Source organism: Amycolatopsis sp. WAC 04169 (assembly GCF_003947535.1).
Lineage (GTDB): Bacteria > Actinomycetota > Actinomycetes > Mycobacteriales > Pseudonocardiaceae > Amycolatopsis > Amycolatopsis keratiniphila.
In genome coordinates this window covers 657,315-677,141 of sequence record NZ_QHJI01000004.1, presented here as the reverse complement: position 1 = coordinate 677,141, position 19,827 = coordinate 657,315, and the positions used below count along the sequence as shown (strand labels likewise).

The 19,827-nt window shown below is 70.5% G+C and carries 21 protein-coding genes; 16 read left to right on the top strand and 5 right to left on the bottom strand.

What is annotated here, in order from left to right; all coding sequences use genetic code 11:
• Window positions 1–93: 93 nt before the first annotated feature.
• The 6 genes from DMC61_RS12210 to eccD are packed head-to-tail and all read left to right on the top strand — an operon-like array spanning window position 94 to window position 5,524.
• On the top strand, window positions 94–873 hold the full coding sequence (locus tag DMC61_RS12210; protein WP_016336005.1) for a WXG100 family type VII secretion target: 780 nt from the start codon (window positions 94–96) through the stop codon (window positions 871–873).
• Between the two features lie 20 nt (window positions 874–893).
• The gene (locus DMC61_RS12205) at window positions 894–1,934 is read left to right on the top strand and encodes a hypothetical protein (RefSeq protein WP_016336004.1); all 1,041 of its coding nucleotides are present in this window, start codon (window positions 894–896) and stop codon (window positions 1,932–1,934) included.
• A 17-nt stretch (window positions 1,935–1,951) separates the two neighbouring features.
• Window positions 1,952–3,301, top strand: coding sequence for a WXG100 family type VII secretion target (locus DMC61_RS12200; protein WP_125689307.1), 1,350 nt, complete (start codon window positions 1,952–1,954; stop codon window positions 3,299–3,301).
• A 14-nt stretch (window positions 3,302–3,315) separates the two neighbouring features.
• Window positions 3,316–3,825, top strand: a complete 510-nt coding sequence (locus tag DMC61_RS12195) for a hypothetical protein (protein WP_125689443.1) — start codon at window positions 3,316–3,318, stop codon at window positions 3,823–3,825.
• Window positions 3,822–4,151, top strand: a complete 330-nt coding sequence (locus tag DMC61_RS12190; RefSeq protein ID WP_016336001.1) for a YbaB/EbfC family nucleoid-associated protein — start codon at window positions 3,822–3,824, stop codon at window positions 4,149–4,151. Before DMC61_RS12195 ends, DMC61_RS12190 begins: the two co-directional genes overlap by 4 nt.
• The gene (gene eccD, locus DMC61_RS12185; RefSeq protein WP_125689305.1) at window positions 4,148–5,524 is read left to right on the top strand and encodes a type VII secretion integral membrane protein EccD; all 1,377 of its coding nucleotides are present in this window, start codon (window positions 4,148–4,150) and stop codon (window positions 5,522–5,524) included. The genes DMC61_RS12190 and eccD overlap by 4 nt, the downstream gene beginning before the upstream one ends.
• Window positions 5,525–5,665: 141 nt before the next feature.
• Here the strand turns inward: eccD and DMC61_RS12180 are convergent, their stop codons facing one another.
• Window positions 5,666–6,739: a type VII secretion protein EccE gene (locus DMC61_RS12180; protein ID WP_125689303.1), complete on the bottom strand. Its 1,074-nt coding sequence runs from the start codon at window positions 6,737–6,739 to the stop codon at window positions 5,666–5,668.
• A 147-nt stretch (window positions 6,740–6,886) separates the two neighbouring features.
• On the opposite strand from DMC61_RS12180, the gene eccB reads away from it, so the two are divergent.
• Genes eccB through DMC61_RS12165 form a run of 3 tightly spaced genes read left to right on the top strand, consistent with a single transcriptional unit; the run spans window position 6,887 to window position 9,701 of the window.
• Window positions 6,887–8,311, top strand: coding sequence for a type VII secretion protein EccB (eccB, locus tag DMC61_RS12175; protein ID WP_125689301.1), 1,425 nt, complete (start codon window positions 6,887–6,889; stop codon window positions 8,309–8,311).
• The gene (locus DMC61_RS12170) at window positions 8,308–9,048 is read left to right on the top strand and encodes a response regulator transcription factor (RefSeq protein WP_016335997.1); all 741 of its coding nucleotides are present in this window, start codon (window positions 8,308–8,310) and stop codon (window positions 9,046–9,048) included. The genes eccB and DMC61_RS12170 overlap by 4 nt, the downstream gene beginning before the upstream one ends.
• A complete protein-coding gene (locus tag DMC61_RS12165) occupies window positions 9,045–9,701 on the top strand; it encodes a response regulator transcription factor (RefSeq protein WP_016335996.1) in 657 nt (218 codons plus the stop codon). Before DMC61_RS12170 ends, DMC61_RS12165 begins: the two co-directional genes overlap by 4 nt.
• Before the next feature lie 22 nt (window positions 9,702–9,723).
• Here the strand turns inward: DMC61_RS12165 and DMC61_RS12160 are convergent, their stop codons facing one another.
• Window positions 9,724–10,620 (bottom strand): SMP-30/gluconolactonase/LRE family protein, encoded by an 897-nt coding sequence (locus DMC61_RS12160; protein ID WP_125689299.1) that lies wholly within the window; start codon window positions 10,618–10,620, stop codon window positions 9,724–9,726.
• Window positions 10,621–10,688: 68 nt separating this feature from the next.
• On the opposite strand from DMC61_RS12160, the gene DMC61_RS12155 reads away from it, so the two are divergent.
• Window positions 10,689–11,177 carry an Lrp/AsnC family transcriptional regulator gene (locus tag DMC61_RS12155; protein WP_043848277.1) on the top strand — a complete coding sequence of 163 codons (489 nt, stop codon included), beginning with the start codon at window positions 10,689–10,691 and terminating at the stop codon, window positions 11,175–11,177.
• Here the strand turns inward: DMC61_RS12155 and DMC61_RS12150 are convergent.
• Complete coding sequence (locus DMC61_RS12150) at window positions 11,125–11,919, bottom strand: carbon-nitrogen hydrolase family protein (RefSeq protein WP_125689297.1); 795 nt, start codon at window positions 11,917–11,919, stop codon at window positions 11,125–11,127. The two genes, DMC61_RS12155 and DMC61_RS12150, sit on opposite strands and share 53 nt — an antisense overlap.
• Window positions 11,920–12,003: 84 nt before the next feature.
• Here DMC61_RS12150 and hisD point away from each other — a divergent pair, with 84 nt between their 5' ends.
• From hisD to DMC61_RS41405, 4 genes are all read left to right on the top strand, one after another.
• The gene (gene hisD / locus DMC61_RS12145; RefSeq protein WP_125689295.1) at window positions 12,004–13,329 is read left to right on the top strand and encodes a histidinol dehydrogenase; all 1,326 of its coding nucleotides are present in this window, start codon (window positions 12,004–12,006) and stop codon (window positions 13,327–13,329) included.
• Window positions 13,326–14,426 carry a histidinol-phosphate transaminase gene (locus tag DMC61_RS12140; protein ID WP_125689293.1) on the top strand — a complete coding sequence of 367 codons (1,101 nt, stop codon included), beginning with the start codon at window positions 13,326–13,328 and terminating at the stop codon, window positions 14,424–14,426. The genes hisD and DMC61_RS12140 overlap by 4 nt, the downstream gene beginning before the upstream one ends.
• Window positions 14,423–15,022, top strand: a complete 600-nt coding sequence (gene hisB / locus DMC61_RS12135) for an imidazoleglycerol-phosphate dehydratase HisB (protein WP_007029930.1) — start codon at window positions 14,423–14,425, stop codon at window positions 15,020–15,022. The genes DMC61_RS12140 and hisB overlap by 4 nt, the downstream gene beginning before the upstream one ends.
• 157 nt (window positions 15,023–15,179) lie before the next feature.
• Window positions 15,180–15,335, top strand: a complete 156-nt coding sequence (locus DMC61_RS41405) for a hypothetical protein (protein WP_016335988.1) — start codon at window positions 15,180–15,182, stop codon at window positions 15,333–15,335.
• 107 nt (window positions 15,336–15,442) lie between these two features.
• Here the strand turns inward: DMC61_RS41405 and DMC61_RS12130 are convergent, their stop codons facing one another.
• Entirely contained in the window at window positions 15,443–17,623 is a 2,181-nt protein-coding gene (locus DMC61_RS12130; RefSeq protein ID WP_125689291.1) for an MMPL family transporter, read from the bottom strand.
• 160 nt (window positions 17,624–17,783) lie between these two features.
• On the opposite strand from DMC61_RS12130, the gene DMC61_RS12125 reads away from it, so the two are divergent.
• Window positions 17,784–18,353: a TetR/AcrR family transcriptional regulator gene (locus tag DMC61_RS12125; RefSeq protein WP_016335985.1), complete on the top strand. Its 570-nt coding sequence runs from the start codon at window positions 17,784–17,786 to the stop codon at window positions 18,351–18,353.
• Window positions 18,354–18,399: 46 nt separating this feature from the next.
• Window positions 18,400–19,272 (top strand): hypothetical protein, encoded by an 873-nt coding sequence (locus DMC61_RS12120; RefSeq protein ID WP_125689289.1) that lies wholly within the window; start codon window positions 18,400–18,402, stop codon window positions 19,270–19,272.
• Here DMC61_RS12120 and DMC61_RS12115 read toward each other — a convergent pair.
• Window positions 19,269–19,817, bottom strand: coding sequence for an RNA 2'-phosphotransferase (locus DMC61_RS12115; protein WP_125689287.1), 549 nt, complete (start codon window positions 19,815–19,817; stop codon window positions 19,269–19,271). The genes DMC61_RS12120 and DMC61_RS12115 overlap by 4 nt on opposite strands.
• Window positions 19,818–19,827: the final 10 nt, after the last annotated feature.

The following is a 19,827-nucleotide window of genomic DNA, read 5'->3' as shown; positions in this document are numbered from 1 at the left end:
CCTTGCGGTGGGTACTTTTGCCGTCCGCTCACGTCTGGTGGCGAACTTACGCTGCTGGTCACGCAGACGTGGGGGAACGAGAGAAGGAGAGCCATGGTCGGCACGGGCGAGTACCGGGCGGAGCCCGAGGCCATGCGCTCGGCGGTCGGGAACCTGGGCGGCATCATCATGCAGGGCATCAACGTCGTCGCCGACCTCGAACGCACCGTCCTGCAGCCGATGTCGTTCGCCACGTTCGGCAGCGCGGTGGCGGCGGCCAACACGGCGATGCAGAGCCAGCAGGTGGTCGCGGTCCGCACCCTGTTGCAGCTGCTGCAGCAGATCAACGGCTTCATCAAGAGCAGCGCCGACGCGTACCAGGCCGCCGACGAGGCGGTCGCGGGCGGATACGGCGGCCGCCCCGGCGGCGGTGCCGGATCGACGTCTTCGTCGATCTGGGGGAACTCGCACGCTTCCGAGCTGGCGACGCTGGCCATCAACGACAGCGCCGGCGGCACCGGCGAGCCGTCTTCGGTCGGCAACGTGCTGCGCTACCTGCAGGACGCGCGGCTGGGGCAGCTCGGCGACCACCCGATCACCGACACACGATTCCACGGAGTGTCGGACTTCAACGACTGGCTGGCCGGTGACGCCGACAACCAGGCGCGGGTCGGGGTCATCGAGGTCTACGCGGGCACGGCGCGCAACTTCGGCGACGTGCCGGGCGGTGTGCACAGCGGTGACGTCGTCGTGGTCGAACCGCTCCTGTTCTCCGACAGCAAGCCGATCATCGCCATCGCCGGAGAGGGCGGGCTGCTCTACAACCACGGAATCGTCGAAGCGGACATCAACGGCCTGGCGAAGGTCAGCGTCTACCGCCCGGCTTCCGTCTGACTTCCGGCCTGAGGAGCGACATGCTGACTTACCCCAATTCCAGCGCGATGGACGCCACGGCGTCCTCGGGCGGGCCGATCACCATCCTGCCGCAGATCCTCACCGGCCAGCCGGAGCAGATCGCGAAGCACGTGCTCGAAGTGCTCAAGAAGGCCAACGAGTTCCTCACCATGTACAACGAGGTGACGAAGGCCGCCGAGCAGCTGGGCAAGATCTGGTCCGGTGGCGCGTCGGACTCCGCGCTGAAGAAGATCACCGATTCCCTGAACTCGCTGACCAAGATCATCCAGGTCGTGCAGAAGGGCGCCGAGCTGCTCGGCATCGCGGGAACGCTGATCAAGACCGCGCAGACCGCGTACAAGGCGGTGGTCTCGGCGGTGAACCCGACGGTCGCGGGCCTGATGTCGAATCCGTGGACCTACGGCGCCGCCGTCGCGCTTTCCACCGCCACCAGTGCCTCGCTGCGCGCGTTCATCACCGCGATCGGCGCGCTGCTGAAGGCGCTCGGCGTGGTCGACCTCGCCAACCAGATCACCCAGATCGCCACCATCATCGGCGAGGTCCAGAAGCTGTTCGGGCACAACGACGCCGGCGACAACGGCGCGGCGGGCAACTCGGCGGTCTCCGGCACCCCGGTCACCAACCCGCAGGCACCGGGTTCGGTCGCCAGCGGTTCGGGGCAGGCCGCGATCGGCGGTTCCGGTGGCGGCGCGGGCGGCGGTTCGACGCCGGGCGAGACGCCACCGTTCACCCAGTACCGGCCGCCTGCCTTGGGCGGCAACGGATCCCAGGGCAACTGGCCGGGCGGCGCCGACGCCTGGATCCCGGTGGACAGACCCTCGGGCGGCGGCGCGGGTTCGCCGGGCTCGTTCCCGGGAGCGGGCGCGGGCAACGGGAACACCGTCACCATCACCACCGACCTGAGCACCGGCAAGTCCACCGTGCAGGCGCCGGGTGGTCAGGACATCGACATCGACATCGACATGAACTACGGCGGGAAGCACTTCGAGCAGCACATCGACATCGATGCGGGTGCTGACTCACCGGCGAAGGGCAGGTAGCCGTGTGGGGGAGCGGTGTGGTCGACGCTTCGGGCGTCGTCAGCTCGATCCTGTCGAATTACCGGCGGCTGGTGGTCGAGTACCAGCGGCGGGTCACCGGTGACCCTTCGGCGCTGACCGCGGCCGGTCAGCGGTGCGGCGACCGGGCGTCGACGGTTTCCGGCCGGGCGGACGAGATCGGCAAGGCGTCGAAGGCGCTCAACGCGTCTTGGGAAGGTGACGCCTACACGGCGTTCTCCGTCTCCGCCGCGAAACTGTGCCAGGAACTCGGCGAGCTCGGCGCGAAACTGAGCGACCAGTCGAACCGGCTGCGGGCCGGAGCGCAGGCGCTGCAGGGCGCGAAGTCCTGTGTGGACTCGATCCTCGCGCAGTTCGACCAGTACGCCGCGCAGCTCGTCAGCCAGGCGCGGACGGCGAACGCGAACGCGGTCGACGCGTTCATCTCCGCCGCCCGCCAGCTCGGCGAACGGGCCGCGCAGGCGGCACAGGAGATCGCCGACGAGCTGAGCGAGGAACTCGCGCGGCTGTTCCCGCCGGAGGGCACCGGCCGGATCGAGCACGAGCTCGGCAAATGGGGCCGCGGCCCGTTGTACTGGCTCAACGGCGAAGCGCTCGACGGCCGCAAGCGCCCGCGTTCGCATCCTTCGTGGTTCGGCAATTCCGGCTGGAAGAAGCTCACCTGGGACGGGCTCGAAGGCACGCGCGCCCCGCGGGCCGGCGACACTCCGTTCGGCAGGCCGAAGCCGGAGACCCTGGGCGAAAAGGCCTGGGGCAACACCGAGATCACCTACGCCAAGTGGAAACAGGAGCAGGACGGTTTCACCCCGGGGTGGGACGCCAAGATCTCCACGCAGGGCTGGGACTTCAAGGCGTCCGGGCATGCCGAATTGGCCGCCTTCAAGGAAGAGCTCGAAGGCAAGAAGGAATGGGGCGTCGCTTCGGCCAGTGCCAAGGGGACCGCGTTCGTCGGCGGTGAGGTGAACGGCTCCCTCCAGGCGGGCGCGCACGGCGTCGGCGTGCACGCCAACGCCTTCGTGGGCGGCAAGATCGAAGGCGAGCTCGCGGCGGACGTGGCGGGCGTCGGTGTCGGCGCGAGCGGCACCCTCCAATATGGACTCGGCGCGCAGCTCGACGGCCAGGCCGTCTACGACGCCGGGCACATCAAGGTCAACTTCAAGGCGGGTGTCGCGCTCGGGCTCGGTGCCGGGATCGGCGCGAAGATCGACATCGACCTGCCGAAGATCGCCGACACCTTCGGCGAGTACGGCGGCGCGGCCGTCGACGCGGTGAGCGGCGCGGCGGGCCAGGCGGCGGACGCCGTCGGCGAGGCGTGGGACGACGCGATCTCCTACGTGGGCACGTGGTGACGGGGATGAACGACATGGCGACGCAGGACCGGGTCTCCCTTCCGCTCGGCTTCGACATCCCCGACGGCTGGGTGCCGGTCGAGCCGTCGTCCGTCGGTGCCGAGGGCGCGGTCTTCGTGGCGGTGCACCGCGGGACCGCGTCGGAGTTCACCCCGAACATCACCCTGAGCGTCGGGCAACGCCCGGACCAGGCGCAGATCACCGACATCGCCGACGAGGCCGTCGAACGCCTCGGCCGCACCATGGCCGCGCTGGAAGTGGTGCGGCGCAAGGTGATCGGCGCCGGGGTCGCGCCGGGCGTGACGCAGGTGCTGCGCATCCGCACCGGCGAAGGGCAGGACCTCGTCCAGACGCAGGTGCTGCTGACCGTGCCGGGGGCGAACCCGGCCGAGCGGCTGATCCTCGAGATCGCCTGCACCGCGACCCCCGAGGCGGCCCGCGGCCTCGGCGACGACTTCCGGCGGTTCGTGGGCAGTGTCCACGTCCGGCGGGATACCACCGCAGATGAAGGAGAAGACTCGTGACCACCGACCCCTACGCCATGCCGGACATGGACGAGTTGCTGGACCAGGTCCGCAAGCAGACCGAAGAGGTGCAGCGCATCCAGCGTTCGGTCGAGGCGATGGAGGTCAAGGCGCACTCCCGGCAGAACGAGGTCACCGTCGTGCTGCGCGGGGACGGCCGGTTCACCTCGATCGACATCGACCCGCGCGCGGTGCGCCAGTACGACGCGCGCAACCTCTCGGAGATCGTGCTGGAGGCGGTCAACAACGGGCTGCAGAAACTGGCCGAGGCCAGCAGCGCCAAATTCGCCCCGGTCATCGAGTCCGCCAAGTCGATCGAAGCATGACGGCCGCGATCGCGGGCTCCACCCGGCGCGTCACGGTGGTGACACCGCGGGCGCGCGTCGATGTGGCGCTGCCGCAGCAGAGCACGTTCGCCGAACTCGTCCCGCAGCTCGTGCGGCTCGCGGGTGCATCGGGGCAGGCGTCGGCCGAGCATCCCGGCTGGGTGCTGTCCCGGCTCGGCGGCGCGCCGCTCGCGCTCGGGCTCACGGTGGCCGCCGCGCAGGTGCGCGACGGCGAAGTCCTCCATCTGACCCCGCGGGAACGCCCGCGGGGTCCGCTGCTGTTCGACGACGTCGTCGATTCGATCGCCAGCGTGGCCGAGTCGGGCACCGGCCGCTGGGGTCCGTCGGTGGCGCGCAAGGCGGGCATCGTCGCGTCCGTGGTGCTGCTGCTCGCCGGCGGGCTGCTGGTGCAAGCGGCGGCGTCCGGGAGTGTGCTGGCACCGATCGGGACCGGGCTGCTCGCGCTGGTCCTGGTTCTGGGCGGTGGCGCGCTGAGCCGCGCGTACGGCGACGCGGAGGCCGGTGCCGCCGGTGCCCTCGCCGGGGTCGGCGCGGCCCTGCTGGCCGGGATGTCGATCCTGTCGCCGCATCCGCTGTTCTCCCTGTCGGCGGGACCGCTGGCCGCGGGGCTCGCCGTGGTGACCGTGTACGGCGTGATCGCGGCCGTTTCGGTGGCGGACCGGCTGCCGTGGTTCGTCGCGGTGACCGTCGCGGCCGGGCTCGGCGCGATCACCACCGCCGTCGTGCTGCTGGCCGACGTCCGTCCGGTCTCGGCGGCCGCCGTCGTCGCCGTCGTGGCGACCGCTCTGGCCGCGGTGGCGCCGATGATGGCGCTGCGGCTCGGCAGGCTGCCGCTGCCGCGGGTGCCGGACGACATGGACTCGTTCCGCGCCGACGAGAACCCTTCGCTCGGCGAGGACATGGTCGGCGGGACGACTTACGCGCAGGCGTTGCTGACCGGGCTGCTCGTCGCGCTCGGGCTCGTCGTGGTCTCGGCGTCGGTGGTCCTGTCGTCGTCCGGCGGTGCCTGGGAAGCGGGCCTGAGCGCGCTGCTGGGCCTGGCGCTGATGCTGCGTTCGCGCGCGTTCGCCGGCCGTTCGCAGCGGCTCGTGCTCATCGGTTTCGGTGCGGCGGCCCTGGCGGCGGCCGGTTTCTGGCTCGCCGCGGGTGGTCCGCGTTCGTTCGTCTTCGCCGCCGGTTGTGCCGTCGTCGTTGCGGCGGGCGTCTGTCTCACCTACGCGACGCGTGTCGCGAAGGGGCGGCGTTCCCCTTACTGGGCAAGGACTCTCGATATCGTCGAGTTCCTGGTGCTGCTCTCGCTGATCCCGTTCGTCGGCATGATCGCCGGGGTCTACGAGGCCGTGCGAGGCTGACTCTCTTCCCGCATTTCGTCCTCTGAATGCGGTACTTCGCCTCGCGCAGCCAACCGCATTCAGAGGACGAAATGCGTCACGTCCGTGGAGGATTCCTTCCCTACCCTCAGAGAAGAAAGGAATCCTCCACGGACCGTCCCCTCAGTTCTCCAGCGCCAGCGGCAGGGTCCGCCGGACCGCCGCCGCGTGCCGCCCGTGCAGCGGGGTGACCGCGATCCCGCCCGGCCGCACCGTTTCCGCCCCCGGCCGCCCACCGACCCGGATGGTCACCTCGGACTTCTCGCGCCCGCCAGGGGAGCGGTACAGCGTGTACGAGGTCGCGGTGAACGCCGAGCCGGGGACGTGAAGGTCCAGTGTCCGCGCGAGATCCCGCTCCGAGCGGGGCCGGTAGCAGACCTGCGCCGCGCCGCCCCAGTCCCAGGAACGCCAGCCGTCCACCGGCGCGCCCTGACCGCTGCCGAGCGCGACGCGCAGGTTTTCCGCCACCTCACCGGCTTCGAGCACGGTGCTCTCGAACCCGGCTTCGGCCAGCGCGCCCATGAGCGACAGCGCCGCGCAGGCGGTGCTCCGCAGCGCGCCCAGTTCCCCGCCGCCCCTGGCGAGCGCCGCGATCGGCGCGTCCTCGGGGCGGTACCGGACGGTGAGCCAGCGGACGCGCAGCACCGACTGTCCATTGGGGACGGTCCAGGTCAGCAGTTGCGCGCTGGACAAAGGGATCCCGGTGCTCGCGTACGCGTCCCGCAGGATGCCGACGAGCAGGTCCGGCGCGGGTGCCACGGCGCCGGGGGTGAGCCGGACGATCGCGCTCCACCCGTCGCTCACCTCGGCGACACCGAACCGGTTGCCCGCGCGGTCGACGTGCTGACGCACCCGGACCGGGCCGGCGATCCGGTGCAGCGGATCGGGGACTTCGGGTTTGTTCCGGCGCTTCAGCCGGTAATCGGCCCAAGTGAGCAGCCAGCCCGCGGCGTGGCGTCCGGCGAAGCGGACCGAAGTCGTCAGCACGAGGACGCCGGCGACGGCGGCGACGCTGATCCGCGCGGCCTGCGGGATCCCGTCGACGGTGAAGGCCAGCAGGATCGCGATCCCGGCGATCTCCCAGAGCGCCGCCTGCAGCGGGCGGACCGGCAGCAGCCAGGGCAGGGGAGCCGAGCCCGCGACACCTCGCGCGGGAGCGTTTTCCTGGACCGGGCGGGCCGGGGCATCAACCGACAAGGAATTCCCCTTCTCCGTGCACGCGCCCGACGGTAGCCCCGCCCCGCGCGGGGGAGGGGCGTAAAAAATACCCTCACCGCGAACCGGGGCCGGACCTAACGTGAGCACCCTCGAAACGGGTGGGCACGAACGGCGGGGGACGGGAGCGTGTGGACGCAGCGGGACCAGATCCAGGCCTACCAATTCCTCCGCAGGAGACTGGTTTCGGCACTGGTCTCGGCTGACGCCAACCACCCGGTCGCCCCGAGCCGCAGGCTCGTCATCGGCACCCTGTGCGGGCTCGGTGTGGCGTTGCTGGTCACCGCGGTGTTCGGCGTGATCGGCCTGCTGAACCCTTCCGGCGGCAAGGACTGGCTGGCGGGCGGCAAGGTGATCGTCGAGGAGGGCACCGGCGCGCGCTACATCCTCGGCCAGGACGGCGCTCTGCATCCGGTGCTCAACTACGCCTCCGCGCGGCTGATGGCGGGCGGCAACGGCGAGGCCACTGTGACCGTCCCTTCGGACAAGCTCGCGAAGGCACCGAGGGGTTCGCAGATCGGCATCCCCGGCGCCCCCGATTCGCTGCCCGCGGCGGCCGCGCTCGTGAAAACCCCGTGGACGGCCTGTTCGCGCACGACCCAGGACGCGCCCGCGTCGGCCGAACCGGAGACGACGGTGCTCCTCGGCGCGCCCGCCGCCGGGATCGACCTGCCGAGGGATCAGGCCGTCGTGGTCCGCGTCCCCGAGGGGGAGCGCTACCTCGTGACGGCCGGGCGCCGCTACAAGCTCACCCCGGAAGCCGCCACGGCGTTGCAGTTCGACACCTACCCGGCGATCGCGGTGTCCTCCCGGTGGATCGGCACCGTCGCCGCCGGACGCGATCTCGCCTACCGCGCGGTGGAGGACGCCGGGCGGCCCGGCCCGAAGGTCGGCGGCACCGCGACGAAGGTCGGCTCGGTGCTCGGCGTCATCGACGCGATGGCGTCGCCCAACGACGCGACGTCGTACTACCTCGTCCACGCCGAAGGGCTCGAACCGATCGGCCAGACCGCGGCGAGCCTGCTGATCAACACCCCGCAGAACGCCGACGCCTACACCGGTGTCCCGGCGCCCGTCGCGGTGCGCGCGGCCGACGTCGCCGCGGTGGCGAAGGTCGGCACGGCACGGGCGGGCGGGGCCGATCCCGCGGAGTATCCCGATCGGATCCCCCGAAAAGCGCCCGTTACCGGACAGTCCGTGACGTTATGCGCACAGGGTTCTCGAATCGTTATCTCCGCACAGGTCCCGTTGCCGCAAGGTGCGAAGGCGATCCCGGTGACCGCGCGGACGGACGCGTTGGTCGCCGACGCCGTCTTCGTGCCCCCGTCGGGAGGCGCGGTGGTGGCGGAATCCGGTTCCGGCACGGTCTACGTCGTCACCGACACGGGCCAGAAGTACCCGGTGGCGAGCACTGAGGCACTCGCTTCCCTCGGCTACGGCCAAGCCGAACGGCAACCGGTTCCGAATGGATTGCTGGCACTGGTTCCGCGCGGTCCCGCGCTGGATCCGGCGCAAGCGGGCCGTGCGGTGTCCGCGGCGGGTGGGACGGGGTGATCGGGAACGTGCAGAGGACCGAAGACAGACCGGAGACCGACCGGGTCGACGTCGCGGTGATCGAGGACCATCCGCTGTACCGGCACGCCGTGGTCCGGGTCCTCACCGAGGCCGACGGCATCGAACTGGGCGCCGTGGTCGATTCGGTCGCCCGGTTCCACGTCCATCCGCAGCCGCCCGGCAGTGTGGTGCTGCTCGACCTCGGCCTGCCGGGGATCGCCGGTGCGGCGGCCGTGCTCCAGGTGTGCGAACTGGGACATCACGTGCTCGTGGTGTCCGCGCAGGCCGAGCCCGAGCAGGTGCTCGGTGCGATCGCGGCCGGTGCCAAGGGTTTCCTGTCCAAGGACGTCGACGTCGACGAACTGCTGACCGCGATCAGGACGGTCGCGCGGGGCCGGGCCTACGTTTCCGCGGTGGTGGCCGGAATGATCATCAAGGACAACGCCGACCGTCCCGCGTCGGCTCCGGACGTCGCGCTCTCCGCGCGGGAGAAGCAGGTCCTGCGGCTCGTCGCCGCGGGCGAACGCGACGTCGACATCGCCCGCATCCTGGGCATCGGAGTTCGGACGGTCCGCGGTTATCTGGACCGGATCCGTGACAAACTCGGAGAGAGAAGGCGGGCCGGTCTGGTCCGCAAGGCCATCCAGCTCGGGCTCGCGTCTCCGCCGGAGGTGCCCGGTCCGTCTCGGCCGGTCGCGCCCCGCGCCGACGCGGGCGGATTCGAAGGACGCCGGTGAACGCAGACGAGCAGCAGCCGAAACGCAGTACGCCGATCAACGTCGGGGTGATCGAAGATCATCCGCTGTACCGGGACGCCGTCGCACGTGTCCTCACCGAGGCGCCCGACATCGAGCTGGGCGCCGTCGCCGACTCCGTCGCGCGGTTCGCCGTCCAGGAGCAGCCTCCCGGCAGCGTCGTCGTCCTCGACCTCAAGCTGCGCGGTGTCCAGGACGCCGCCGCGGTGCTGGAGGTGGGACAGATGGGGCACAAGGTGCTCGTGGTGTCCGCGCACGCCGAGCAGCCCGAGGTGCTGGGCGCCATGCAGGCCGGGGCGAAGGGCTTCCTGTCCAAGGACGTCGACGGCGACGAACTCCTGCGCGCCATCCGCACCATCGCCGAAGACAACGCGTACGTGTCGCCGACGCTGGCCGGGATGATCATCCAGGACAGCGAAGACCGCCACGCCGGGCCCAAGATCGTCCTGTCCGAACGGGAGAAGCAGGTCCTGCGGCTGGTCGCGGCCGGCGAGCGGGACGTCGACGTGGCGGAGATCCTGAACATCAGCGTGCGGACGGTACGGTCCTATCTCGACCGGATCCGGGACAAGACCGGCGAGCGGCGGCGCGCCGGCTTCGTCCGCGTGGCGATCCGGGAAGGCCTGCTGCGCTAGACCCCCCCATGCATTTCGTCCTCTAAATGCGTGGAGCGGAGAAGTTCACCCGCAGCGTGTACACCGAACTGGACGCGGTGATGAACAGATCGTTCCGCCGCGGCCCGCCGAAGGTCAGGTTCGAACAGACCTCCGGCACCCGCAGCTTCCCGATCCGCGTGCCGTCGGGCGCGAAGCAGTGCAGGCCGTCGTGTGCGGCCGCCCAGAGCCGCCCGGCGGCGTCCAGCCGCATCCCGTCGAAACCGCCGGCGTCGCTCGTCGCGAAGACCTCGCCGCCGGAGAGCCGCCCGTTCTCCACCGAGAAAACCCTGATGTGGCTGGGTTTCTGCCGCGTGTCGGCGATGTAGAGCCGCGACTCGTCGAGGGAGAACGCCAGCCCGTTCGGGCGCGAGAAGTCGTCCGCGACGATCCGCACCGAACCGTCCACCGGATCGACGCGGTAGACGTGACAGGCGCCGATCTCGCTCTCGGCTTGATGGCCCTCGTAGTCGCTGTCGATGCCGTAACTCGGGTCGGTGAACCAGATCGCGCCGTCCGAGGACTCGACGACGTCGTTGGGGCTGTTGAACCTCTTGCCCTGATAGGTGTCCGCGAGGACGGTGGTCGTGCCGTCGTGCTCGGTACGCGTCACCCGGCGGCCACCCTGTTCGCAGCTGACGAGCCTGCCCTGCCGGTCGACGGTGTGCCCGTTGTGGAATCCGGCGGGCTCGCGGAACACGCCGACCGCGCCTGTGGTCTCGTCCCAGCGCAGGACCCGGTCGTTCGGGATGTCGCTGAACACCAGGTACCGCCCGGCGGGGAAGTAGGCGGGGCCCTCGGTCCACCGGCAGCCGGTGTGCAGCCGCCGCATCCACTCGTCCCCGTTGACCCGGGCGAATCGCTCGTCGAGCACCTCGAACTGTGCCTTGACCATGTCCATGAGAACCCCAGTGTTCCGAATGAGATATTGTGATCATCATGAACCGCCGAACTTGATATGGTCAACCTGTGGATGACGTAGATCGCATGTTGCTCACCGCGTTGCAACAGGACGCGACGCAGGCGTACGCCGCGCTCGGCAAGGCGGTCGGGCTGTCTGCGGGCGCCGCGCACGAGAGGGTCCGCAAACTGCGCGAACAGGGCGTCATCCGGCGCACGACCGTCGACGTCGATCCGGCGGCCGTCGGCCGGGGCGTGATGGCGTTCGTGCTGGTCGAGGCGGGCTCGTGGATGGGCGACGCGCCGACCAAGGCCGCGCTGGAGGCGTTGCCGGAGGTCGTCGAGGCGCACATCATCGCGGGTCCGGCCTCGCTGCTGGTGAAGGTGCGCACGCCGACCACCGAGGAGCTTCAGGCGTCCTTGCGCAGGCTGTACGCGATCGAGGGCGTCACCGGGACTCAGACGATCGTGGTGCTCGAATCCTTCTTCGAGCGATCGGTGGACGCTACAGGCGACGGTTCGCCAGAACGCCCGTCGCCGCCCGCGCCTTCCCGCTGATCGCGGGGTCGAGATCGACGACCACCAGTTCCGCCCCGGCGCCCAGCTGGGTGTGGACGCGGCCGAAACCGTCGGACACCGTGGAGTAGCCGATCCCGGTCGGCGCCTTGGGGTTCACCGGGGTCGACGTCGTGGCGGGATCGGCCTGCCCGCAGCCCAGCACCCAGCAGCCGGAGTCGAGCGCGCGGGCGCGCACCAGCACCTCCCACTGCTCGCGTTTGCCCTCGCCCGCGCCCCAGGACGTGGGCACGAGGACGATGTCGGCGCCGTCGTCGGCCAGCTTCCGGAACAGTTCGGGGAAGCGGATGTCGTAACAGGTCGCGAGGCCGAAGGTGACCCCGTCGACCTCGAAGGTGCCGGGCGCGGTGCCCGGGGCGACCGTGTCGGACTCGGCGAACCCGAACGCGTCGTACAGATGGATCTTGTCGTAGCCGAAGTGATGCCCGGCGCCGGTGACGAGCAGCGTGTTGCTCACGCGCCCGTCGGGTGACGGCGTGAACATGCCCGCGACGACCACGACGCCGTGCTCGTCGGCGAGGGCGGCCACTGTGGACGCCCAGGGACCGTCCAAGGGTTGCGCGACCGGCGCGAGCGGGATGCCGAAGCGCGCCATCGCCGCCTCGGGGAACACCACGATCCGCGCGCCCTCGGCCGCCGCGGCCGTCACGCCTTCGCGAATCAGCTTCAGGTTCGTTTCGGGATCCTCGGCCGCCGTGAGCTGGCACAACCCGATTCGCGGCACGGAGGCCTCCCTCATCGTGGGATCGCTGGTCACCACCCCAGTGTGCCTGCTCGGGGCGATCCGGCCACCTCGTACCCTTGACCCATGCTGAACCGTACCGACCTGCGTGGACAGGTCCCGTCCGTTGCCGAACTCAGGAGCACGCTCCCGCGTGCCGAGTACGACGTGGACGCGGCGCTGCATCACGTACGGCCGGTGGTCGAGGCGGTCCGCGATCGCGGCGTCGAGGCGGTCCTCGAGTACACCGAGAAGTTCGACAAGGTGCGTCCCGGCGGTGTCCGCGTGGCCGCCTCGGAGCTCACCAGCGCGCTCGCGAACCTGGACCCGGCCGTCCGCGAGGCGCTGGAGGAGTCCATCGTCCGCGCCCGCAAGGTCCACGGCGATCAGCGCCGTCAGGACGTCACGACCGAGGTCGTCGACGGCGGCACCGTCACCGAGCGCTGGATCCCGGTCGAGCGCGTCGGGCTGTACGCGCCGGGCGGGCTGGCGGTGTACCCCTCGACCGTGGTGATGAACGTCGTCCCGGCGCAGATCGCCGGCGTCGGCACGCTCGTGCTGTGCTCGCCGCCGCAGGCCGCGTTCGGCGGGCTCCCGCACCCGACGATCCTGGCCGCCGCCGAACTGCTCGGCGTCGACGAGGTCTGGGCCGTCGGCGGCGCGCAGGCCGTGGCGCTGCTCGCGTACGGCGGCACGGACACCGACGGCGCGACACTGGAGCCCGTCGACATCGTCACCGGGCCCGGCAACATCTACCTCACCGCGGCCAAGCGGCTGCTGCGCGGCATCATCGGCATCGACTCCGAGGCGGGCCCGACCGAGATCGCGATCCTCGCCGACGAGACCGCCGACCCGGTGCACGTCGCCGCCGACCTGATCAGCCAGGCCGAGCACGACCCGCTCGCCGCGAGTGTGCTGGTCACCACGTCCGAAGGGCTCGCGGACGCCGTCGACAAGGAACTCACCGGGCGCGTCGCCGCGACCAAGCACTCCGAGCGGGTGACGGAGGCCTTGGGCGGCAAGCAGTCCGGCGTCATTCTGGTGTCCACTGTGGACGACGGGATCCGCGTCGTGGACGCGTACGCGGCGGAACACCTGGAGATCCAGACCGCGGACGCGCGCTCGGTGGCGGCCCGCGTGCGCAACGCCGGCGCGATCTTCGTCGGGGCGTACGCGCCGGTCTCGCTCGGCGACTACTGCGCCGGGTCGAACCACGTCCTGCCGACCGGCGGGTTCGCGCGGCACTCGTCCGGGCTCTCGGTGCAGAGCTTCCTCAAGGGCGTGCACGTCGTCGACTACAGCCAGGACGCGCTGCGCGAGATCGCCGGCCGCGTCGTCGCGCTGGCGAACGCCGAAGACCTGCCCGCGCACGGCGAGGCCATCACGGCGCGGTTCGAGGGGGAGCGGGCATGAGCATCGGCGAGGAGATCACGCTCGACGCGCTCCCGCTGCGGGAGGATCTGCGGGGCAAGACCCCGTACGGCGCGCCGCAGCTCGACGTGCCGATCCGGCTCAACACCAACGAAAACCCGTACCCGCCGCCGGATGAGCTGGTGGCCGACGTCGCCGAGGCCGTGCGCGCCGAGGCCGCTTCGCTGCACCGCTACCCGGATCGCGACGCCGTCGCGCTGCGCCAGGACCTCGCGGACTACCTCGCGGTGTCCACCGGCGTGCTGGTGTCGGAGTCGAACGTGTGGGCCGCCAACGGATCCAACGAGATCCTGCAGCAGATCCTGCAGGCCTTCGGCGGTCCCGGCCGGTCGGCGCTGGGCTTCGAGCCGTCGTACTCGATGCACCCGATCATCTCGGCGGGCACCCGCACCGAGTGGCTGCCGGTGCCGCGCCGCGACGATTTCACGCTCGACACCGAGAAGGCGGCCGCGCTGGTGGGCGAACGCCGTCCGGACATCGTGTTCGTGACCAGCCCGAACAACCCGACCGGCGGGTCGATCCCGTTCGGCGAGTTGCGCGGGCTGCTCGAAGCGGCGCCGGGCATCGTGGTGGTCGACGAGGCGTACGCGGAATTCTCGTCGCAGCCGAGCGCCGTCGAGCTGATCGAGGAGTATCCGGCGAAGCTGATCGTGTCGCGCACGATGAGCAAGGCGTTCGCCTTCGCCGGTGGGCGGCTCGGCTACCTAGCGGCGGCGCCCGCGATCGTCGACGCGCTGCAGCTGGTGCGCCTGCCGTATCACCTCTCGAAGCTCACGCAGGCCGCCGCGCGCGCCGCGTTGCGGCACGCGGACGCCACCCTCGCCTCGGTCGCCAAACTCGCGGCCGAACGCGACCGCGTGGTGGAGTCGTTGCTGGGCTTGGGATTCACGCCGGTCCCGAGCGACGCGAACTTCGTCCTCTTCGGACGGTTCGCGGACGCGCCCGCGACCTGGAAGTCCTATTTGGACAACGGTGTGCTGATCAGGGATGTCGGCATCGCCGGGCACCTGCGGGTGACCATCGGCACGCCGGAAGAGAACGACGCCTTTCTCGAGGCCAGCAAGGAGGTGCCGCGATGAGTCGCGTCGGCAAGGTGGATCGCACCACCAAGGAATCGTCCATTTCGGTCCAGCTCGACCTGGACGGCACGGGTCAGGTGGAGATCGACACCGGCGTCCCGTTCTACGACCACATGCTCACCGCGTTCGGTGTGCACGGCTCGCTCGACCTCAAGGTGCAGGCGACCGGTGACGTGCACATCGACGCGCACCACACCGTCGAGGACACCGCGATCGTGCTCGGCCAGGCGCTGCGGCAGGCGCTCGGCGACAAGAGCGGTATCCGCCGGTTCGGCGACGCGTGGATCCCGATGGACGAGACCCTCGCGCACGCCGCGATCGACGTCTCCGGGCGCCCGTACTGCGTTCACCTCGGCGAGCCGGAGCAGTTCAACAGCTTCACCATCGGCGGGAACTACCCGTTCGTGCTGACGCGGCACGTGTTCGACTCGCTGTCGTTCCACGCGCAGATCGCGCTGCACGTGCGGGTGCTGCACGGCCGGGACCCGCACCACATCGCGGAGGCCGAGTACAAGGCCGTCGCGCGGGCGCTGCGGGCCGCGACCGAGCCGGACCCGCGGGCGGGCGGCATCCCGTCGACGAAGGGCGTCCTCTAACTCCCGCATTTAGAGGACGAAATGCGTCCGGCCGACTCCCTCGAACGGCCCCCATTTCAGGCTTCCCGGCCGGTGGGTGACGACGAATTTCGGGTGCCGGTGGCAAGGTGCGAGCCCGGCGCGGTCCGGCTCGCGGGCGTGTGGCAGGGTGGCGGTCGTGAGTAACACGACCATCGCTGTGCTGCTGTTCGCGCTCGGCGGCTTCCTGATCGGCGGCGTCTACGCGACCTGGAAGAGCGTCAAGTTCATGGCCGTCGTGCTGGGGATCGGCGCGCTGCTGGCCATCGGCGGCGCCATCGCCTGGCTGGCCTGACCGCGCCTGCGGCTTCCGACCTGAGTACGTGAAGGCCCCCTTCACTGCGTCTAGCGCAGTGAAGGGGGCCTTCACGTACTTATGCGGGTGCCACGCCGCAATGGCACCTACTTCGTGGCGTCGACCAGCTCCCGCTCATCAGGCGCATCCAGCTGCTTCGCGAGCTTCTCGCCTTCGACGTCGACATCGGGCAGCACGCGATCCAGCCACTTCGGCAGCCACCACGCACCGCGGCCGAGCAGCGACATCAGCGCCGGCACGATGGTCATCCGGATCACGAACGCGTCCACCAGCACCCCGAAGGCCAGCGCGAACCCGATCGACTGGATCAGCGAGGACTCCGCGAGCACGAATCCGGCGAACACGCTGATCATGATCAGCGCGGCGGCGACCACGACGCGGGAGCCGTGCCGGAAACCGGTCACCATCGCCTGCTGCGGGTCGGCGCCGTGGACGTATTCCTCCCGCATCCGCGTCACCAGGAACACCTGGTAGTCCATCGCGAGCCCGAACAGCACGCCGATGAGCAGGATCGGCAGCATGCTCATGATCGGCCCGGTCGTCTTCACGCCGAGCAGGTCGGTGAGCCAGCCCCACTGGAACACGGCCACCACGGCGCCGAACGTCGCGACCACCGAACCGAGGAAGCCCAGCGTCGCCTTCAGCGGCACGACGATCGACCGGAACACCAGCATCAGCAGCAGGAACGCGAGCCCGACGATCAACGCGAGATACGGCAGCATCGCGTCGGCGAGTTTCTCGGAGACGTCGATGTTGGCCGCGGTCTGGCCGGTCACCGCCAGCGACGCGCCGGTGGCCGTGCCCAGTTTCGCGTTCAGGCCGCGGATGTCGCTGACCAGGTCTTCGGTCGCGGTGCTGCTCGGGCCGCTCTTCGGGATGACGGTCAGCAGCGCCAGGTCACCGGCGCGGTTGGTCCTGGGCGGCGTGACGATCGGGCGTTCGGGGAGGCCGCCGATACCCGCGGCCGCCTGCTGGAGCGCGGCCTGCCGGTCGGTGCTCCCGCTCAGGTCGACGACGATCACCAGCGGGCCGTTGGCGCCCTCGCCGAAGCTGCGGGCGACGGTGTCGTAGGCCTTGCGCTGGGTGGTGTCCGGCGCGGCGGTGCTGTCGTTCGGCAGGCCGAGCTGCATGCTCGCGGCGGGCACGGCGACGATCGCGAGCCCGGCGATCGCGGCGATCAGCACCGGGATCCGGTGGCGGGCGACGAACTTCGCCCAGCGCTCGCCGTGTGTCGTCGTGCTTTCCTTGCGGCGCAAGCGGATCTTGCCGCCCGCCAGTTTGGCGCCGGCGAAGCCGAGCACGGCGGGCAGCAGGGTGAGCGCGATGACGACCGCGATCGAGGCGGTGTTCGCCGCCGCGATGCCCATCTCGCCGAGGAACGGGATGCCGACGACGGTCAGGCCCGCCAGCGCGATGATGACGGTCAGCCCGGCGAACACCACGGCGGAACCCGCGGTACCGGTGGCGCGGCCGGCGGCTTCCTCCGGATCGCGGCCGACGGTGAGTTCGTGCCGGTAGCGGGAAACGATGAAGAGCGCGTAGTCGATGCCGACGGCGAGGCCGATCATCAGCGCGAGCACCGGCGTGTTCGTGTTCAGTTCGAGGAAACCGGACGCCGTCGTGATGCCCGCCATGCCGATGCCGACGCCGATGAGCGCGGTCAGCAGCGGGATCCCTGCCGCGAGCAGCGAGCCGAAGGTGATGATCAGGACGACCGCGGCGACGGCGACACCGAGGCCTTCGGTGGCGTTGGTCGCGGGCATCGCCTGCACGGCGTCACCGCCGAATTCGACGGTGTACCCGGCCGCCTTCGCGGAATCGGCGGCGGCCATCAGGCCATCGCGGTCGGCGTCGGTGAGCTCGAAGCCCGGCACGCGATAGCTGACCTGCGCCAGCGCCACATGCTTGTCGGGCGAGATCGCCTGTACCTGCAACGGGTCGATCACCCCGGCGACCTTCGGCGCGTCCTTGAGCCCCTTGACGAGACCCGCGATCGCGGCTTGCCCGTTCGCGTCGGTGATGTCGCCGGGCGTCGAGATGACGACGCGCCCCGTCGCGCCACCGGCGGCGGCCTCCGGGAACCGGTCGGCGAGCTGGTCGATCGCCTTCTGCGATTCGGTGCCGGGGATGGTCACCGAGTTCGAAAGCTGGCCGGACAGGGTCAGCGCTCCCGCGCCGAGGGCCACCAGGACGGCGGCCCACACCGCCGTCACCAGTGCCCGGCGCCGGAACGAGAACCGGCCCAGGCGGTAGAGGAAGCTGGCCACGAAAGTCTCCCGTTCACTCGATCAGGTTCATTCCAAGCTAGCCGATCGGCTAGGGGCCTACAAGCCGATCGGCAAGTGTGTGACTAGCCGCACGGCTAGTACTCGTTTGGCCACGCGGGCACGCTTGACGTAATCTCCGACGGCTGAACGAGGAGGGAACATGGACGTCGTCCACGCGGAGGACACCCGCACGCGACTACTGGGCACGGCGTTGCGGTTGTTCACCGAACACGGCGTGGAAGGCACCTCGCTGCAGATGATCGCGGACGCCCTCGGCGTCACGAAGGCCGCCGTCTACTACCACTTCAAGACGAAGGCGGAGATCACCGAGTCGGTCGCCGAGCCCGTGCTGCGCGAGCTGGAGGGCATCGTCGACGACGCGCGCGCCCAGCGCACCCGGGGCGCGCAGATCGACCACCTGCTGGACGGTTTCGTCGATCTCGTGGTGCGGCACCGTTCGCTGGTCGCCCTGTTCTCCAGCGACCCCGGCATCGCCCGCGCGATCGAGAAGTCCGTGCACAGTTCGGACAGTTTCAAGAACCGGCTGCTGGAGATCCTGGTCGGCCCGGATCCGGATCTCACCGCGATCGTCACCGCGCAGGTGCTGCTGGCGGGGATCGCCGTCGCCGGTGGATCGCCCGAGGTCGCCTCGCTCGACGACGAGACGCTGCGCGAAACGCTCTTGGCCGTCGGCCGCAAGCTCTACAACCGCCCGCGCCGCCGCTCGTGACCGATGTGTTCAAGACAGCGGCCGCGATCCACGCGACCCTGTCGGTATGAACATCGATCTGAAGACGGCGGCCACGTTCATGGCCACCCAGGCCCGGCTGCTCGACAGGCGGCGTTTCGAGGTGCTGTTCCGCGATGGTGACCCGGCGGCGGCGCTCGCCGCGCTGGAGGCGTACCGCAATCCCGACGGCGGTTACGGCCACGGACTGGAACCCGATTGCCGTTCGGCGACGAGCCAGCCCGGTGGCGCGCTGCACGCTTTCGAGGTCTTCGCCGACGTCGGCCCGGTGACCAGCCCGCGCGCGGCCGAACTCTGCGACTGGCTCGGCTCGATCTCCCTTCCCGACGGAGGGATCCCGTTCGCGGTCCCGATGCCGGATCCGTTCGGCAGCGCGCCGTTCTGGGCGAACGCCGATCCGTCGGTCTCCTCGCTGCAGATCACCGCGATCGTCGCGGTCACCGCCCATCGCGTCGCGGCGCACGATCCCGCGGTCGCCGCGCATCCGTGGCTGGCGAAGGCGACGGGCTACTGCCTCGGCGAGATCGAAAAGCTCGACGAGACACCGCACGCGCTCGTGCTCGCCTTCGCGATGAAGCTGGTGGACGCCCTGGGCGACACGCGTCTGGTCGAGAAGCTCGGCCGGTTCCTCCCGGCCGACGGGGTGGTGGCCGTCGGCGGCGGGATCGAGGGCGAGGCCATGCGCCCGCTCGATTTCGCCCCGGAACCCGGCGGCCCGGCACGGAAGCTGTTCCGGCCCGAGGTCATCGAAGCGGATCTGCGGCGGGTGGCGGGCGGCCAGCACGAGGACGGCGGCTGGCGGGTCGACTACACCAGCTATTCGCCCGCGGCCGCGCTGGAGTGGAACGGCATGTTCACCGTGGGCACGCTGGGGCTGCTACGTGCCAACGGCCTGGTCTAGGCGAGCCGCCGCAGGAACTCCGGCGGAACGGCGGCGGTGAGCCAGACGCCGTTGGCGCTGACCTGGAATTCGTGCCCGGCGGCGGTCATCTCCCGCGCGCCGACGGGCAGCAGCACCGGGACGCCACGCCGGGCCCCGACGGCTCGCGCGGTGTCCACGGTCGCCGAGAGATGCACGGCGTGCCGGTTCATCGGCCGGAGTCCCTCGTGCATGATCGCGTCGAGGAACCGGGACACGGTGCCGTGGTAGAGCACGTCCGGCGGGATCGCCGCGGGCAGCGCCAGGTCGACCTCGACACTGTGTCCCTGGCTGGCGCGGATCCGCAGCCCGTCCTCGTCGAAGGCGAAACGCCGCTTGTCGTTGCCCTCGACGACTTCGTCGAGTTCGGCGCGCGTGAGCTTCAAGCCGTTGCGCCGCAAGGCAGCCAAGAGAGTGTCGACTTCCACCCAGCCGTCTGGGGTGAGGGTGATCCCGATGTCGCCGGGTGCGTGCCGCAGATGCCGGGAGAGTCGTTTCGAGGCCCGGATGAGGTGTTTCTTGTCCATTTCGAGTCAC

Bases quoted from the DNA above. Each gene is read 5' to 3' on its own strand.
- DMC61_RS12210 (WP_016336005.1), top strand. From the start codon at position 94: ATGGTCGGCACGGGCGAGTACCGGGCGGAGCCCGAGGCCATGCGCTCG.
- DMC61_RS12205 (WP_016336004.1), top strand. From the start codon at position 894: ATGCTGACTTACCCCAATTCCAGCGCGATGGACGCCACGGCGTCCTCG.
- DMC61_RS12195 (WP_125689443.1), top strand. From the start codon at position 3,316: ATGGCGACGCAGGACCGGGTCTCCCTTCCGCTCGGCTTCGACATCCCC.
- eccD (WP_125689305.1), top strand. From the start codon at position 4,148: ATGACGGCCGCGATCGCGGGCTCCACCCGGCGCGTCACGGTGGTGACA.
- DMC61_RS12160 (WP_125689299.1), bottom strand. From the start codon at position 10,620: ATGGACATGGTCAAGGCACAGTTCGAGGTGCTCGACGAGCGATTCGCC.
- hisD (WP_125689295.1), top strand. From the start codon at position 12,004: ATGCTGAACCGTACCGACCTGCGTGGACAGGTCCCGTCCGTTGCCGAA.
- DMC61_RS12140 (WP_125689293.1), top strand. From the start codon at position 13,326: ATGAGCATCGGCGAGGAGATCACGCTCGACGCGCTCCCGCTGCGGGAG.
- hisB (WP_007029930.1), top strand. From the start codon at position 14,423: ATGAGTCGCGTCGGCAAGGTGGATCGCACCACCAAGGAATCGTCCATT.
- DMC61_RS12125 (WP_016335985.1), top strand. From the start codon at position 17,784: ATGGACGTCGTCCACGCGGAGGACACCCGCACGCGACTACTGGGCACG.
- DMC61_RS12120 (WP_125689289.1), top strand. From the start codon at position 18,400: ATGAACATCGATCTGAAGACGGCGGCCACGTTCATGGCCACCCAGGCC.
- DMC61_RS12115 (WP_125689287.1), bottom strand. From the start codon at position 19,817: ATGGACAAGAAACACCTCATCCGGGCCTCGAAACGACTCTCCCGGCAT.